The following is a 15,486-nucleotide window of genomic DNA, read 5'->3' as shown; positions in this document are numbered from 1 at the left end:
ACCATCTCGATTGGAGAATGTATGGACCTGACTCAGCTCGAGCTGTTTCGTGCGGTGGCCGAGGAAGGCAGCATCGCTGCTGCAGCGCAACGGGTGCATCGTGTGCCGTCGAACCTGACCACGCGGATCAAGCAACTGGAAAGCGAACTGGGGGTGGATCTGTTCATCCGCGAGAAACTGCGTCTGCGTCTGTCACCCAATGGCTGGAGCTTTCTGGATTACACCCGGCGCATTCTCGATCTGGTCGAAGAAGCGCGCCAAGCGGTGTCCGGTACCGAGCCCCAGGGCTCCTTCGCGCTGGGATCGCTGGAAAGTACGGCGGCGGTGCGCATTCCACCGTTGCTGGCGGCTTATCACCACCGCTATCCGAAGGTGGAACTGGATCTCTCCACCGGGCCTTCGGGCGACATGCTCGACAGCGTATTGAGTGGGCGCCTGGCGGCGGCTTTCGTCGACGGACCGCTGCGTCATCCCCTGCTCGACGGACGGGTGGTGTTCGACGAGGAGATGGTCCTGGTCAGCGCGCGCAGCCATGCGCCGGTGTCACGACCTCAGGACGTGAATGGCGAAACCATTTATGCCTTTCGCGCCAACTGCTCCTACCGTCGCCATTTCGAGAACTGGTTCGTCGCCGACGGCGCCGCGCCGGGCAAGATCTTCGAGATGGAGTCCTATCACGGCATGCTCGCCTGCGTCAGCGCAGGAGCGGGGTTGGCACTGATGCCGCGCAGCATGCTGGAGAGCATGCCGGGCAGCAGCAACGTCAGCGTATGGACCTTGGCCGAGGATTTTCGCTGGCTGCACACCTGGCTGATCTGGCGCCGTGGCGCCGGCTCGCCGAACCTGGCGGCGATGCTCGAACTGCTCGATGAAAGTGCTCTGGCAACCGCGACCGGATCCGGCACCCCGGCATCCACCGCAGCAATCGCATGATCCTATGCATCGGAAGGGGCCTGCGACCGGGCTCGAGTGGCAAAATGTCGCAGGCAATCGTTGACGTTGCGGGCCACGGAAAATAGGCTACGCGCCGACTAAGGGTGAACATCCGCGGTGCCTGCGCTTCCTATAGAATGCACCGCATGTTTTTCGATGCCTGATGAGGGCACGCCAGCCGCAGGCGCCGCCGTGGCGCCCGGCCAGATTTGAAGGAGTACGCATGGCTGTCTACAACTACGACGTAGTGGTGCTGGGTTCCGGCCCCGCCGGAGAAGGGGCGGCGATGAACGCCGCCAAGGCCGGGCGCAAGGTGGCCATGGTCGACAGTCGGCGCCAGGTCGGCGGCAACTGCACCCACCTGGGTACGATTCCTTCCAAGGCGCTGCGCCACTCGGTCAAGCAGATCATCCAGTTCAACACCAACCCCATGTTCCGGGCCATCGGCGAGCCGCGCTGGTTCTCGTTCCCGGACGTACTCAAGAGCGCCGAGCGGGTGATCGCCAAGCAGGTGGCGTCGCGCACCAGCTATTACGCGCGCAACCGTGTCGACGTGTTCTTCGGCACCGGCAGTTTTTCCGACGAGCAGACGGTGGAAGTGATCTGCGCCAACGGCGCGCAGGAAAAACTCATCGCCAAGAGCGTCATCATTGCCACCGGCTCGCGCCCCTACCGGCCTGCCGACATCGATTTCAGCCATTCGCGCATCTACGACAGCGACACCGTGCTGAGCATCACCCACACGCCGCGCAAGCTGATCATCTACGGCGCCGGAGTCATCGGCTGCGAGTACGCATCGATCTTCAGTGGCCTGGGCGTGCTGGTCGAGCTGATCGACAACCGCGAGCAATTGCTCAGTTTCCTCGATGCCGAGATTTCCCAGGGCTTGAGCTATCACTTCAGCAACAACAACGTGATGGTGCGGCACAACGAGGAATACGAGAAGGTCGAGGGCCTGGAAAACGGCGTGGTGCTGCACCTCAAGTCAGGCAAGAAGATCAAGGCCGACGCCTTGCTCTGGTGCAACGGCCGTACCGGCAACACCGACCGTCTGGGCCTTGAGAACATCGGCATCAAGGTCAACGGCCGCGGCCAGATCAGTGTCGACGAGGCGTATCGCACCTCGGTGCCGACGATCTACGGTGCGGGCGACGTGATCGGCTGGCCGAGTCTGGCCAGTGCCGCCCATGACCAGGGCCGTTCGGCGGCCGGCAGCGTGGTCGACAACGGCAGCTGGCGCTTCGTCAACGATGTGCCCACCGGGATCTACACCATTCCCGAGATCAGCTCGATCGGCAAGAACGAGCATGAGCTGACCCAGGCCAAGGTGCCCTACGAAGTGGGCAAGGCGTTCTTCAAGGGCATGGCCCGCGCGCAGATTTCCGGCGAGCCGGTGGGCATGCTGAAGATCCTGTTCCACCGCGAGACCCTGCAGGTACTGGGCGTGCATTGCTTCGGCGACCAGGCATCGGAGATCGTGCACATCGGCCAGGCGATCATGAACCAGCCCGGTGAGCTCAATACCCTGAAGTACTTCGTCAACACCACCTTCAACTACCCGACCATGGCCGAAGCCTATCGAGTGGCCGCCTACGACGGCCTCAACCGGCTTTTTTGAGCGGCTCCGGCCGGTGGCCTGAGCCGGCCGGGGAGACCGATTTCAGCGATTCCCGAGGGTGGCGCTGGCCAAACCGGGAAAGTCTGTAATCAGGCTGTCCACGCCGAAGCCGGCGAGTCTGCGCATCAGCGCAGGCTCGTTGACCGTCCATACCGACACATGCAAACCCTGGCGCTGCGCCTTGAGCAGGCGCTCGGGGGTGCACAGCGTCCAGTTGAGCGCGAGCATTTCGCAGCCATAGCTCTGCGCGACCTTGATCGGGTCGAGCCAGGCATATTCGGCCACCAGACCGCGCGCCACGTCCGGTGTCAATTCCAGGGCCGCGCGCAGCACTTCCCGCGAGCTTGAGGTGATGGTGATGCGGTCCAGGAGGTTCATGCGCTGCGCCAGTTCGCGGATGGCCAGCACGGTGGTCGCCGCGCGGGTGCGCGACGCGCTCTTGACCTCCAGCTGCCAGTGCTCGAACGGGCATGCCTGGAACAGCTCCTCCAAGTGTGGAATGGGGCAGGGCGACACCCAGCCCGGGCCGCCCTTGCGCGCGTCATAGGTGACCAGCGCCTGGGCATCGTGCTCGACGACCTTGCCGCCGCGCCCGGTGGTGCGCTTGAGGGTCGGGTCATGAATGACCATCAACTCGCCGTCTCGGGACAGATGCAGGTCCAGTTCGCATCGACGCACCCCGTGTTCGAGGCATTGCTTGAAACTGACGAGGGTATTTTCCGGGGCTTCGCCCTTGGCGCCGCGATGGCCGTAGATAAGCGTCACGTTCGCTCCTTGAATGAATGTGTGGGTCAATCGATTGCCGGGGCTTGCCGCTCGCGCGCCTGGCGGCGTTGCAGTTGCTGTCTGTGCAGGATGTAGCGGGCCAGCAATTGACGCTGGGCGTCGCTGATGTCGATGAACTGGGTACCGATCTCGAACTGGTCATCACCCACGGCAGTGCAACTGGTGACGCTTGCCTTGAGCGACAGGCCGAGCGCCTGGGGCATCAGCGCAATACGCAGGGTCAGGCGTGTGCGCTCGGTCATCGGCTGCTGCTGGAAGAACGCCAGGCCACCTTCGGACAGCACCACCGGGCGAGGTTCGCCGATACGCTCCAGCAGGGTCTGCGCGACCAGTTGGCCGAGCAGGTCGATGCGCCGGTTCTGCGCCTTGAGCACAGCCTCCACGGCGCGGTTGGTTTCGCTTAGCTGGCGCAGCAGGTGCTGGGTTTCGAACTCGGCCAGGTGCATTTCACCAAGCAGGTCGAACAGTGGTGACGCATCCTGCAACATGTCTTCACCTGCCGTCTCGACCTCCGGGAGTATGGTGATTTCCAGTGCGATGCGGTCATCGATGCGATAGTATTCGCGGCGATCTTCTTCATCTGATGTCGTCATGACGAACCCGGGGTAGAGGCGATGGTCCGAGTGTAAAGCTGCTCGTCACGCCCTGCCAGCAGGACGTCTCCTCTTTCACCCGAACAAGCCCCGACATGTTCAGACCTCTTTTCGTTTTCATTGGCGCGCGCTACACCCGTGCCAAGCGACGCAATCATTTCGTGTCGTTCATTTCCCTCACCTCGATGATCGGTCTCGCCCTGGGCGTGGTCGTGATGATCGTCGTGCTGTCGGTGATGAACGGCTTCGATCACGAGATGCGTACCCGCGTGCTGGGCATGGTCCCCCACGCTACCGTCGAATCCGGCCAGCCCATCGCCGACTGGCCAGCCCTGGCCGCGCAGGTTCGGCAGAATCCGCAGGTGGCGGCGGTCGCGCCGTTCACTCAGATGCAGGGTTTGCTGACCCATGATGGGCAGGTCCAGAAGATTCTGCTCAATGGCATCGATCCTGCCCAGGAGCACAACGTCTCGATCATCGACGCCTTCGTCAAGCAGGGCAGGGTCGATGACCTCAGACCCGGCGAATTCGGCCTGATGATCGGCGACAAGGCCGCGACCAAGCTGGGCGTCGGTGTCGGCGACAAGGTGACCTTCGTGGCACCGGAAGTCACCGTCACTCCGGCCGGCATGTTCCCGCGCATGAAGCGTTTCACCGTGACCGGCATCTTCCACGTCGGTGCCGGCGAGCTGGACGGCTACCTGGGCCTGGCCAACCTCGAAGACCTGGGCAAGCTGCACCGCTGGAAAGCCGGCGAGGTGCAAGGCTTGCGTCTGAAGTTCGAGGACCTGTTCCAGGCGCCACGCGTGTCCTGGCAGATCGCCCAGCAACTGGGCGACCAGACCTACTATGCCCGCGACTGGACCCGCACCCACGGCAATCTCTATCAGGCCATCGGCATGGAAAAAGCCATGATCGGCCTGCTGTTGCTGCTGATCGTCGCCGTGGCCGCGTTCAACATCATTTCCACACTGGTGATGGTGGTCAACGACAAGAAGGGCGACATCGCCATTCTGCGCACCCTGGGCTCGACGCCGGGGCAGATCATGCGCATCTTCATGGTCCAGGGCACGGTGATCGGCGTGGTCGGCACCTTGATCGGCGCCGCTGTCGGCATTCTCGCGGCCTTGAACGTGAGCGCCGCCATTGCCTTGCTGGAAAAGGCCATCGGCCACAAGTTTCTCAACGCCGATGTCTACTTCATCGATTACCTGCCGTCGCAACTCATGGCCAACGATGTGTTCATGGTCTGCGGCGCGGCGTTGGTCCTGAGTTTCCTCGCCACCCTGTATCCGGCCTGGCGCGCTGCGCGTACCCAGCCGGCGGAGGCGTTACGTTATGAGTGAGTCGGGCATGAGTGAACAAGCAGTATTGAGTTGTCGCAATCTGGGCAAGTCCTACGAGGAAGGCCCGGAATCCGTGGTGGTGCTGGACAATCTGCAACTGGAGCTGCACGCCGGTGAGCGAGTGGCCATCGTCGGCAGTTCCGGCTCGGGCAAGAGCACCTTGCTCAACATGCTCGGCGGGCTCGATACGCCCAGCCGCGGGAGTGTCTGGCTGGCCGGGGAAGAGCTCTCGGCGTTGAACGAGCGGGCCCGTGGCCTGCTGCGCAACCGCGCTCTGGGATTCGTCTACCAGTTCCACCACCTGTTGCCCGAATTCACCGCGCTGGAAAACGTCTGCATGCCGCTGCTGATCGGCAAGACTGCGATCCCCGAGGCCAGGCAGCGTGCTACCGCGTTGCTGGAGCGTGTCGGCCTGGGCCATCGGTTGCAGCACAAGCCTGCCGAGCTGTCGGGGGGTGAGCGTCAGCGCGTGGCGATTGCCCGTGCCCTGGTGAACACGCCTGGCCTTGTCATGCTCGACGAGCCCACCGGCAACCTCGACCACCACACGGCGCAAGGCATTCAGGACCTGATGCTCGAACTCAGCGTATCGCTGCGCACCGCGTTTCTGGTGGTCACCCACGATCTGAACCTGGCACGACAGATGGACCGCGTGCTGCGCCTGGAAGATGGCCGTCTGGTGCCGATCTAGCTTTTTTTTTCTAACGGGTTACCTCTGCATGTTCAGACCCTTGTCAATCTTCGTCGGCTTGCGCTACACCCGCGCCAAGCGTCGCAAGAACTTCATTTCGTTCATCTCCATGACGTCGATGATCGGCCTCGCCCTGGGCGTGCTCGCGATGATCGTGGTGCTGTCGGTGATGAACGGCTTCCAGCGCGAAATGAGCACACGCATTCTGGGCATGGTGCCTCATGCCATGATCCAGGGCGTGAAACCGCTGGACGACTGGCGGCCGGTGGCTGCCGCAGCCATGAAAAACCCCGAGGTCCTGGCGGCCGTGCCGTTCACCGAACTCGACGGCATGCTCTCGTACAAGGGCATGATGCAGCCGATCCAGATCAGCGGTGTCGATCCGGCTCGCGAAGGCGAAGTGTCGATCGTCGCCGATCACATCGTCCAGGGGCGTCTGGACGACCTCAAGCCCGGTGAGTTCGGCGTTGTAATCGGCGAGATCACGGCCAGGCGCTTCCGCTTGAACGTGGGCGACAAGATCACCCTCATCGTGCCGGAAGTCAGCACTGCACCCGGTGGCATCACCCCGCGCATGCAGCGCTTGAACGTGGTTGGCGTGTTCAAGGTCGGTGCCGAACTGGACGGCTCCATGGGCCTGATCAACGCGGCGGATGCGGCCGAGATGCAGCGCTGGCAGCCGGGTCAGGTGCAGAGCGTGCGGCTCAAGCTGAAAGACCTGTACACGGCCCCTGAAGTCAGCGCCGCCATCGTCAAGGGCCTGGGCACGGGCTACAAGGCCGACGACTGGACCCACACCCAGGGCAGCCTGTTCAGCGCGATGAAGATGGAGAAGACCATGATCGGGCTGCTGTTGCTGATGATCGTCGCGGTGGCGGCGTTCAACATCATTGCCACCTTGATCATGGTAGTGAACGACAAGGGCGCGGATATCGCCATCCTGCGCACCATCGGCGCCACGCCGCGGCAGATCATGGGCATCTTCATGGTCCAGGGCACGGTGATCGGCGTCGCCGGTACGGTGATCGGGGGCGTGCTGGGCGTGATCGCTGCGATCAACGTCAGCACCATCGTCGGCTGGCTGGAGCGCGTCACTGGGCAGCACATCTTCACCTCGGACGTGTACTTCATCAGCAACCTGCCATCGGAGCTGCAGGCAGGCGATGTCATGCTGATCTGCGGGGCTGGGCTGGTGCTGAGCTTTCTCGCGACCCTCTATCCTGCCTATCGGGCCTCGCAGATCGAGCCTGCGCACGCCTTGCGTTACGAATGAGCCATGGCAACGGTGGCGCGGTCCTGTGACCGCGCCACCGTTGCCATGCAGGGCGGCGGCAAATTCGCTAGACTGATGCCGTTCATTCAGTCAGGTTTATGTCATGCACCCCGCAGCCGAACATTCCCCGCTGGGCAAGTCCAGCGAGTACGTTTCCACCTACACCCCCTCCTTGCTGTTTCCCATTCCTCGCGCCGCAAAATGGGCCGAGCTGGGCCTGAGCGCCGACACGCTGCCCTATACGGGTGTGGATGTATGGAACTGCTTCGAGCTTTCCTGGCTGCTGCCTTCGGGCAAACCGGTGGTGGCCATCGGCGAGTTCAGCATTCCGGCAGATTCGCCGAACATCATCGAATCCAAGTCGTTCAAGCTGTACCTGAACTCGTTGAACCAGACGCCATTCGCCTCGGTGGACGCGCTTGAGAAGGTGCTGGTGCAGGACCTGTCCGGCGCAGCCGGCAAGCCGGTGGGCGTCAAGGTACGGCGGCTGGAGGAAGTGGAGGCCGAGGGCGTGGTCAGCCTGCCGGGGGTGTGCATCGATGATCTGGATATCACGGTCAGCAGCTACGATCACCCGCAGCCGGAACTGCTGCGTTGCGATCCGGCCAGGATTGTCGAGGAGTCCCTGCACAGCCATCTGCTGCGGTCCAACTGCCCGGTCACCAGTCAACCAGACTGGGGCAGTGTGTGTATTACCTACACCGGCGCTGCGCTGGACCCTGCCAGCGTGCTGGCCTACCTGGTCAGCTTTCGCCAGCATTCGGATTTCCACGAGCAGTGCGTGGAGCGGATCTTCACTGATCTGCAGCGGCTGTTGCAGCCGCAGAAGCTGACCGTGTTCGCCCGCTATGTGCGGCGCGGCGGCCTGGACATCAACCCCTACCGCAGCACCGAAGCACTGGATTTTACCAACGGCCGACTCGTGCGCCAGTAACGCGGCGATTCAACAGCCGCTGGGAACGGCGGCTGTAGGGGTGACGTTCTCAGATGCCGATGTTGCCGAGGGTCTGGACAATGTTGCGCAACGCGCCGGCCACGCCTGGGTGATCGACTTCGAATCGCTCCACGGCCAGGTTCACGTTGTCGGCGACCGAGTTGTCGGCGGTGGCGTTTTCCAGTTCCATGCGCGCCTTGATCTGTTCCATCAAGGCGCGCATGTCTTCGCGCTCCTCGAGCGACAGCGTCTGGTTCTTGTCCAGTTGCTCGCGCAGTTCATCGAGCTGTTCTTGCAATTCGCGGGCTGGCATGACGTTCTCCTTGAGTGATAGGCACTTACATGGACCGCACCCGGTGCGCAAAGGTCCGTATCGACCCTGTCTGATTCTCAGTTGGCAGGGTTGCAAACCCATCCGCGAGTGAACTTGAGGGCAACCCGGAAGTCTGGCATGGGTACGTTCAGAACCTGGCATCCACCCACGATCGCAAGTGCACTGCCTAATCGGGTCTGGACGCCTTATACTGGCTCACAAATTTTTGGACGGTCGCCTGCGACCGAATCGTATCTCAAGGAGTAACCTGTATGCGTCTGACCGGTTCAGCTGTGATAGACCGAGTGGCTGGAGCCTGTCTGCTCCTTGGACTTGCCGTGGCCCCCATGGTCGCCCAGGCTGCGGAAGAAGATCCATGGGAGCCGGTCAACCGTGCGATCTTCCGGGTCAACGACACCCTGGACACCTATGCACTCAAGCCTCTGGCTCAGGGCTACCAGTGGATCACCCCGCAGTTTCTGGAAGACGGCATCCATAACGTGTTCAGCAACATCGGCGATGTCGGCAACCTGGCCAACAACGTCATGCAGCTCAAGCCTGCGGCGGCCGGTACCGATACGGCGCGCTTGATCTTCAACACCACCTTCGGCCTGTTCGGCTTCTTCGATGTGGGCACCAAGATGGGCCTGCAGCGCAGCGACGAAGATTTCGGCCAGACCCTGGGCTACTGGGGCGTGAGCAGCGGTCCTTACGTGGTTCTGCCCCTGCTGGGCCCAAGCACCGTCCGCGATGCGTTCGCCAAGTATCCCGACACCTACACCTCGCCGTACCGCTACATCGACCATGTACCGACCCGCAACACGACACTGGGCGTGAACGTGGTCGATACCCGCGCCAGCCTGTTGTCGGCGGAAAAGCTCATCAACGGCGACAAGTACATCTTCCTGCGCAATGCCTATCTGCAGAACCGCGAGTTCCGCGTCAAAGATGGCCAGGTGGAAGACGATTTTTAATTGTAACCAGGCATGAAAAAGGCGACCCGAGGGTCGCCTTTTTCATGCCCTGCATTCACTCCATGCTGAGCGTATGCAGGCCTATGGTCTGCGCGCCTTCGTGCCCCGAATCTTCCACGCGTATCACTTCGGCCTGAACATTGAGGTCGGTGAGGGTAGGGTGATTCGAGGGCAGATGGACGCTGACCTGATCCCCGACCCGCAACTGGGTGCGGGCTTCCAGCTGCATACCGGTGCTCGAAAGATCCTTGCATACGGCGGGAACTACAACGTCGCCAACCCGAAGGTCGACCTGGGCATCCACGGTCATGCGGATGAAATCACGTTTCTCACTGTAGTCACGATCATTGACGCTCATGGCTTGTCCTTCGATCTGGTTGCTATTATTGACGTTTTTATAACCAAGGGTAATTTGCCGGGCGAGCCGCTCTGGCTCGTGTCGCAACACCCTTGAAACGCTTGCCGGATGGGAGTACCGTCTGCGCCTTACAAGGCACCTCTGCATCCGCATGCGCAGGGCACCCAGCGCTTGTATTCGCCTCTGCGAGAGGCTAGAAGTAAAGGTAGGCGATCCATTGCTGTCTTCGCCAGGTTTTACTTCGCTGACCTACTTACGACAACCAATTTCTGGCGCCGTTTGCCCACATGCAGAAAACCAGTGCAACGCTGCTGATCATCGATGACGACGATGTGGTGCGCGCAAGCCTTGCGGCCTACCTCGAAGACAGCAGCTTCAGCGTGCTGCAGGCGAACAATGGCCTGCAGGGCCTTCAGGTATTCGAGCAACAGCAGCCCGATCTGGTCATCTGCGACCTGCGCATGCCGCAGGTCGGTGGCCTGGACCTGATTCGCCAGGTGACCGAGCTGTCGCCTGATATCCCCGTCATTGTGTTGTCCGGTGCCGGTGTGATGAACGACGCCGTCGAAGCACTGCGTCTGGGCGCTGCCGACTACCTGATCAAACCTCTGGAAGACCTGGCCGTTCTGGAGCATTCGGTTCGGCGCGCACTGGATCGCTCCCGGTTGTTGCTGGAGAACCGGCGCTATCGCGAGAAGCTGGAAACGGCCAACCGTGAACTGGAGGCCAGCCTGCACCTGTTGCAGGAGGACCAGACCGCCGGCCGCCAGGTGCAGATGAACATGCTGCCGCAGAACCCCTGGAGCACCGACGGGTTCAGTTTCGAGCACCAGATCATCCCGTCGTTGTACCTGTCGGGGGACTTCGTCGATTACTTCAGGGTCGACGAGCATCGCGTGGCGTTCTATCTGGCCGATGTCTCGGGCCATGGCGCTTCATCGGCATTCGTCACGGTGCTGTTGAAATTCATGACCACGCGCCTCATGTTCGAATCACGGCGCGGTGGTTCGATGCCCGAGTTCAAGCCGTCGGACGTGCTGGGCCATATCAATCGTGGTCTGATCAACACCCGCCTGGGCAAGCATGTCACCATGGTCGGCGGCGTGATCGACGAGCACACCGGGTTGCTGACCTACAGCATAGGCGGCCATCTGCCGCTTCCCGTGTTGTACACCCCTGAACGGACGCATTACCTGGAAGGGCGCGGTCTACCGGTCGGCCTGTTCAACGAAGCCACCTACACCGATCACGTCATGGCGTTGCCGGAGCAGTTCAGTCTTACCCTGTTTTCCGATGGGATACTGGACCTGCTGCCGGGTGAGACGCTGAAGGAAAAAGAAGCTGCATTGCCTGAAATCGTCAGCGCAGCGGGCGGCAGCCTGGATGGCTTGCGGCAAACGTTTGGACTGGCCACACTTGGGGAGATGCCGGATGATATCGCCCTGATGGTGCTGAGCAGGAACCTTGCATGAGTACTGGTAGAATCCAGTTTGCGGAACAAAGCGGCACGTTCGTGTTGAAATTCGTGGGAGAGGTGCGCCTGACGCTTTGCTCGGCGCTGGATGCGACGATCGAGCGGATCTTCACCGCTCTGGATTTCTCTGCCATCGTCATCGACCTGACCGAAACCCGCAGCATCGACAGCACCACCTTGGGCTTGTTGGCCAAGCTGTCGATCATGTCCCGACAAAAAGTTGGATTGCTGCCGACCGTGGTGACGACCCACGAGGACATCACGCGCCTGTTGCAGTCCATGGGGTTCGATCAGGTGTTCAACATCGTTGGCCGTCCTATTCCGTGCCCCGACTGCCTTACCGATCTGCCCTCGCAGGACCTTTCCGAAGATGTCGTAAGATCCAAGGTGCTAGAGGCGCACAAGATTCTCATGGGCCTGAACGAGTCCAACCGTGAAGCCTTCCATGACCTGGTCAACGCCCTCGAGCGCAGCTGAGACTTCCAGGCAGTTCTTCCGGCCACAAAAAAGGCGACCTTGCGGTCGCCTTTTTCATGTGTCGCCGTACTGAATCAGGAGACCTTGGCGGTGAGCAGGGTTTCCAGCTTCTCCTGGTCACGCGCAAACTGACGAATGCCTTCGGCGAGTTTTTCGGTGGCCATTGCGTCTTCGTTCGATGCCCAACGGAACTGAGCCTCGGTCAGGATCTGCTTCGGCTCGCTGGCATTGCCAGGCTTGAGCTTGCGCTCCAGAGTGCCTTCATCTTCCGCCAGCTTGTGCAGCAGCTCCGGGCTGATGGTCAGGCGATCGCAACCGGCCAGTTGTTCGATTTGGTTGATGTTGCGGAAGCTGGCGCCCATGACCACGGTGTCGTAGCCGTTGGCCTTGTAGTAGTTGTAGATGCGGGTTACCGACTGCACGCCTGGATCTTCGGCACCGGTGTATTCCTGGCCGGTGGACTTCTTGTACCAGTCGTAGATGCGACCCACGAACGGCGAAATCAGGAACACGCCGGCATCGGCACAGGCCTGTGCCTGAGCGAAGGAGAACAGTAGCGTCAGGTTGCACTGGATGCCGGCTTTTTCCAGCTTCTCGGCGGCGCGGATGCCTTCCCAGGTGGAGGCTAGTTTGATCAGGACGCGCTCGCGACCCACGCCGGCCTTTTCGTACAGGTCGATGATCTGGCTGGCCTTGGCCAGCAGAGCCTGCTCGTCGAAGGACAGGCGCGCGTCCACTTCGGTGGAAATACGGCCCGGGATGGCTTTGAGAATGCCGGTGCCCACGGCGACCGCGAAGGTGTCCGAGGCCAGGCCGACGTCACCGTTGCTGTCGCTGATGGTCTTTTGCAGCAGGTCCTTGTAACCGTCCAGGGAGGCTGCCTTGAGCAGCAGCGACGGGTTGGTGGTGGCGTCGACCGGCTTGAGTTTGGAGATGGCGTCGAAGTCGCCGGTGTCGGCGACGACGGTGGTCATTTGCTTGAGTTGTTCCAGCTTGGAAGTCATGTGCGTGCTCTGTCCTTTGCGAATGGATGACGTTACCCGAGCGCTGCGTCTGGCTCAAGGGCCAACGGGGTGCAGCAGGGGAAAGGGCGGTAGTAGACCTACATTCGAGTGTCTTGCCGCGCGACGGTTCAATGGATCGAGTATGCGCTCCTCGCCAGGCCCTGGCGCACCGCCCAGCGATCAGCGACCTTCGAGCAGCGCTCCGGCCTGATCGAGCAGCGCCAGCGGATCATTGGTCTTGTGGATGTCCACCGACAGCAGTTGGCGAAATTTGCGTGCGCCGGGAAACCCGGTGCCCAGGCCCAGCATGTGCCGCGTGACGTGGTGCATGGCACCGCCCGAAGCGATATGTGCGGCAATGTACGGACGCATCTGCCGCAACGCATCGAAACGACTGATCACTGGTGCGTCGCTGCCGAACAACTGCTGGTCGACCTGCGCCAAGAGGTAGGGGTTGTGGTAGGCCTCGCGTCCCAGCATCACTCCGTCGAACGTCTGCAAGTGCTCGGCACAATCTTCCAGGGTCTTGATGCCGCCATTGAGGATCACTTCCAGGTCGGGAAAATCCGTCTTGAGGCGCTCGGCAACGTCATAGCGCAACGGCGGAATGTCGCGGTTCTCCTTGGGCGACAGCCCTTCGAGAATGGCGATGCGCGCGTGCACGGTGAAACTGCGACAGCCAGCCTCCCGCACCTGCCCGACGAAATCGCACAACGCTTCATAACTGTCGCGGCCATTGATCCCGATGCGGTGCTTGACCGTGACCGGAATCGACACCGCATCGCGCATGGCCTTGACGCAGTCGGCCACCAGCGCCGGATGCGCCATCAGGCATGCCCCGATCATGTTGTTCTGCACACGATCACTGGGGCAACCCACATTCAGATTGACCTCGTCGTACCCGTGCGCCTGCGCCATGCGTGCACACGCCGCCAAGTCGGCAGGCGTGCTGCCGCCCAACTGCAGCGCAATCGGATGCTCGGCCTCGTCGTAGCGCAGGAAACGCTCGTGGTCGCCATTGAGCAGGGCGCCGGTGGTGACCATTTCGGTGTAGAGCAGGGTGTGACGCGAGAGCAGGCGCAGGAAGTAGCGACAGTGGCGGTCGGTCCAATCCATCATCGGCGCGACAGAAAATCTCCTCACCACCGTATCTGCTGGGGATGGCTTTGTTTCTGCGGCTCCGGTCGACATTCTGCTATCTCTCATTCTCTACCATTTACTACCGTTTTTGCTTATTCTCCAAAACCCTTTGCTGAAATTCAGCAAGACAGTTGGAGGTTTCAGCAAAATGGGCTCTATTTCAGTCCGCAAGCGCAAGGACGGCTCGACCGCGTATCACGCGCAGGTCCGCATCATGCAAAAGGGCGTGACAGTCTATCAGGAAACCCAGACCTTCGATCGCAAGGCGACGGCTCAGGCCTGGATGAAGAAGATCGAAACCGAGATGGCGCAGCCAGGGGCTATCGAGAAATCAAAGCGTCAGGGGGTGACCGTCAAGAAAATGATTGAGAAGTATCTGCTCGAATACGGAAAGATCCGGCCTCTCGGCAAGACCAAAAGCGGAACCCTGCTTGCAATCGGCAACACATGGCTGGGCGATATTGAGGACGCGGCGCTCACCAGCCAAGTTCTGGTCGAATATGCGAACCGACGAATGCAGGAAGATGGCGTGCTGCCGCAGACCGTTGGTAACGACCTGGCGCACCTTGGATCAGTTCTGTCCGTCGCTCGTCCTGCATGGGGGTATGACATCGACCCCATGGCAATGCCGGATGCGCGCCGGGTGCTGCGCAAGATGGGTGCTGTGTCCAAGAGCGGCGAGCGTGATCGACGTCCCACCATCGATGAGCTCGAGCGCCTCATCGACTTCTTCGTCAGGAAGCGCGAAGCACGGCAGCAGGAAATCGATATGGTCCGGGTGATCGCCTTCGCGCTGTTCTCCACCCGTCGCCAGGAAGAAATCACGCGGATCCGCTGGGATGGCATCGACGAGAAGCGTCAGTCGGTGCTGATCACCGATATGAAGAATCCTGGCCAGAAGCATGGCAACGACGTCTGGTGCCATTTGCCCGACGAGGCATGGCGCATCATGCAGTCCATGCCGAAAGTCGCTGCCGAGGTCTTCCCGTACAACGCCAAGTCAATATCAACAGCGTTCACGCGGGCCTGCAGCTTTCTGGAAATCGAAGACCTGCATTTTCACGACCTTCGCCACGACGGCATCAGTCGGTTGTTCGAAATGGGGTGGGATATCCCGAAGGTCGCCTCTGTGTCTGGCCACCGGGATTGGAACTCGATGAGGCGCTATACGCACCTGCGGGGGAATGGCGATCCGTATGAAGGATGGCCGATGCTGGAGGGGATAATATCGGGCCCCGTGATCGAGGCCCAGAAGAGGAAGTCACGAAACGCGTCGTAGGCCTTTGCCCATCAACTTACCGTGCTCGGTTTTGGCTTTCAGGTGCTGGGCGTCCAAGTAGTCGGCCAAGTCGTTGAGGTGCACACCGCGCGCCGCTTTCTGACTGCTCTCCATGCGGATCAACGGCAGGTCGATTTCGCCTGCCGCCACCTTAATCTTCATCTTCTCAGGAGTGAGGTGGCTGAAGTAGTCCGTGCACACCCGTTCGAGCGGAATGATGGCCATGCCGTTGTACTGGGCCATCAGGAGAAACTTGGTATTCATGTGGTGCTCCGTGCCGCGCTTGGCGGCAG

General features: G+C 61.2%; 17 protein-coding genes. 10 read left to right on the top strand and 7 right to left on the bottom strand.

Translation table 11 applies throughout. The features are described from left to right. The first annotated feature begins 21 nt into the window (after positions 1 to 21). Together ptrR and sthA are read left to right on the top strand one after the other, a co-directional pair. Entirely contained in the window at positions 22 to 933 is a 912-nt protein-coding gene (gene ptrR / locus BLV18_RS12305; protein ID WP_090358869.1) for a putrescine utilization regulator PtrR, read from the top strand. A 223-nt stretch (positions 934 to 1,156) separates the two neighbouring features. Then, the gene (gene sthA / locus BLV18_RS12300; RefSeq protein WP_049859964.1) at positions 1,157 to 2,551 is read left to right on the top strand and encodes a Si-specific NAD(P)(+) transhydrogenase; all 1,395 of its coding nucleotides are present in this window, start codon (positions 1,157 to 1,159) and stop codon (positions 2,549 to 2,551) included. 42 nt (positions 2,552 to 2,593) lie between these two features. Here sthA and BLV18_RS12295 read toward each other — a convergent pair whose 3' ends face one another. Next, on the bottom strand, positions 2,594 to 3,316 hold the full coding sequence (locus tag BLV18_RS12295) for a glycerophosphodiester phosphodiesterase (protein WP_090358866.1): 723 nt from the start codon (positions 3,314 to 3,316) through the stop codon (positions 2,594 to 2,596). 26 nt (positions 3,317 to 3,342) lie between these two features. Continuing rightward, complete coding sequence (locus BLV18_RS12290) at positions 3,343 to 3,930, bottom strand: PilZ domain-containing protein (RefSeq protein ID WP_056842305.1); 588 nt, start codon at positions 3,928 to 3,930, stop codon at positions 3,343 to 3,345. 95 nt (positions 3,931 to 4,025) lie between these two features. Between BLV18_RS12290 and BLV18_RS12285 the strand changes: the two genes are divergently transcribed. From BLV18_RS12285 to queF, 4 genes are all read left to right on the top strand, one after another. Next, entirely contained in the window at positions 4,026 to 5,276 is a 1,251-nt protein-coding gene (locus BLV18_RS12285) for a lipoprotein-releasing ABC transporter permease subunit (RefSeq protein ID WP_056842306.1), read from the top strand. Positions 5,277 to 5,283: 7 nt separating this feature from the next. After that, positions 5,284 to 5,967, top strand: a complete 684-nt coding sequence (gene lolD / locus BLV18_RS12280; RefSeq protein WP_192000503.1) for a lipoprotein-releasing ABC transporter ATP-binding protein LolD — start codon at positions 5,284 to 5,286, stop codon at positions 5,965 to 5,967. Positions 5,968 to 5,995: 28 nt separating this feature from the next. Next, positions 5,996 to 7,240, top strand: coding sequence for a lipoprotein-releasing ABC transporter permease subunit (locus BLV18_RS12275; protein ID WP_090358862.1), 1,245 nt, complete (start codon positions 5,996 to 5,998; stop codon positions 7,238 to 7,240). Positions 7,241 to 7,343: 103 nt separating this feature from the next. Next, entirely contained in the window at positions 7,344 to 8,174 is an 831-nt protein-coding gene (queF, locus tag BLV18_RS12270; RefSeq protein WP_090358860.1) for an NADPH-dependent 7-cyano-7-deazaguanine reductase QueF, read from the top strand. Between the two features lie 49 nt (positions 8,175 to 8,223). On the opposite strand, the gene BLV18_RS12265 is transcribed toward queF, so the two are convergent. Continuing rightward, a complete protein-coding gene (locus BLV18_RS12265; protein ID WP_049859971.1) occupies positions 8,224 to 8,487 on the bottom strand; it encodes a DUF4404 family protein in 264 nt (87 codons plus the stop codon). Positions 8,488 to 8,759: 272 nt separating this feature from the next. Here BLV18_RS12265 and BLV18_RS12260 point away from each other — a divergent pair, with 272 nt between their 5' ends. Further along, complete coding sequence (locus BLV18_RS12260; protein WP_049859972.1) at positions 8,760 to 9,461, top strand: MlaA family lipoprotein; 702 nt, start codon at positions 8,760 to 8,762, stop codon at positions 9,459 to 9,461. Positions 9,462 to 9,516: 55 nt separating this feature from the next. Here BLV18_RS12260 and BLV18_RS12255 read toward each other — a convergent pair whose 3' ends face one another. Further along, positions 9,517 to 9,819 (bottom strand): PilZ domain-containing protein, encoded by a 303-nt coding sequence (locus BLV18_RS12255; RefSeq protein ID WP_082223604.1) that lies wholly within the window; start codon positions 9,817 to 9,819, stop codon positions 9,517 to 9,519. A gap of 287 nt (positions 9,820 to 10,106) precedes the next feature. Between BLV18_RS12255 and rssB the strand changes: the two genes are divergently transcribed. Together rssB and rssC are read left to right on the top strand one after the other, a co-directional pair. Further along, positions 10,107 to 11,291: a two-component system response regulator RssB gene (rssB, locus tag BLV18_RS12250; RefSeq protein WP_090358858.1), complete on the top strand. Its 1,185-nt coding sequence runs from the start codon at positions 10,107 to 10,109 to the stop codon at positions 11,289 to 11,291. Continuing rightward, entirely contained in the window at positions 11,288 to 11,770 is a 483-nt protein-coding gene (gene rssC, locus BLV18_RS12245; RefSeq protein WP_043190372.1) for an anti-sigma factor antagonist RssC, read from the top strand. The genes rssB and rssC overlap by 4 nt, the downstream gene beginning before the upstream one ends. A gap of 74 nt (positions 11,771 to 11,844) precedes the next feature. Here rssC and tal read toward each other — a convergent pair whose 3' ends face one another. Both tal and dusA read right to left on the bottom strand, forming a co-directional pair. Beyond that, the gene (gene tal, locus BLV18_RS12240; protein WP_049859975.1) at positions 11,845 to 12,774 is read right to left on the bottom strand and encodes a transaldolase; all 930 of its coding nucleotides are present in this window, start codon (positions 12,772 to 12,774) and stop codon (positions 11,845 to 11,847) included. 180 nt (positions 12,775 to 12,954) lie between these two features. Next, the gene (gene dusA, locus BLV18_RS12235; RefSeq protein ID WP_090358856.1) at positions 12,955 to 13,965 is read right to left on the bottom strand and encodes a tRNA dihydrouridine(20/20a) synthase DusA; all 1,011 of its coding nucleotides are present in this window, start codon (positions 13,963 to 13,965) and stop codon (positions 12,955 to 12,957) included. 97 nt (positions 13,966 to 14,062) lie between these two features. On the opposite strand from dusA, the gene BLV18_RS12230 reads away from it, so the two are divergent. Continuing rightward, entirely contained in the window at positions 14,063 to 15,193 is a 1,131-nt protein-coding gene (locus BLV18_RS12230; RefSeq protein ID WP_090358853.1) for a site-specific integrase, read from the top strand. Here BLV18_RS12230 and BLV18_RS12225 read toward each other — a convergent pair. After that, complete coding sequence (locus BLV18_RS12225) at positions 15,176 to 15,457, bottom strand: pyocin activator PrtN family protein (protein WP_090358851.1); 282 nt, start codon at positions 15,455 to 15,457, stop codon at positions 15,176 to 15,178. The two genes, BLV18_RS12230 and BLV18_RS12225, sit on opposite strands and share 18 nt — an antisense overlap. Positions 15,458 to 15,486 lie beyond the last annotated feature (29 nt).

The organism is Pseudomonas coleopterorum, assembly GCF_900105555.1.
GTDB classification, from domain to species: domain Bacteria; phylum Pseudomonadota; class Gammaproteobacteria; order Pseudomonadales; family Pseudomonadaceae; genus Aquipseudomonas; species Aquipseudomonas coleopterorum.
Note: the sequence above shows the minus strand (reverse complement) of the source record. Positions and strands in the feature narration are given on the sequence as shown.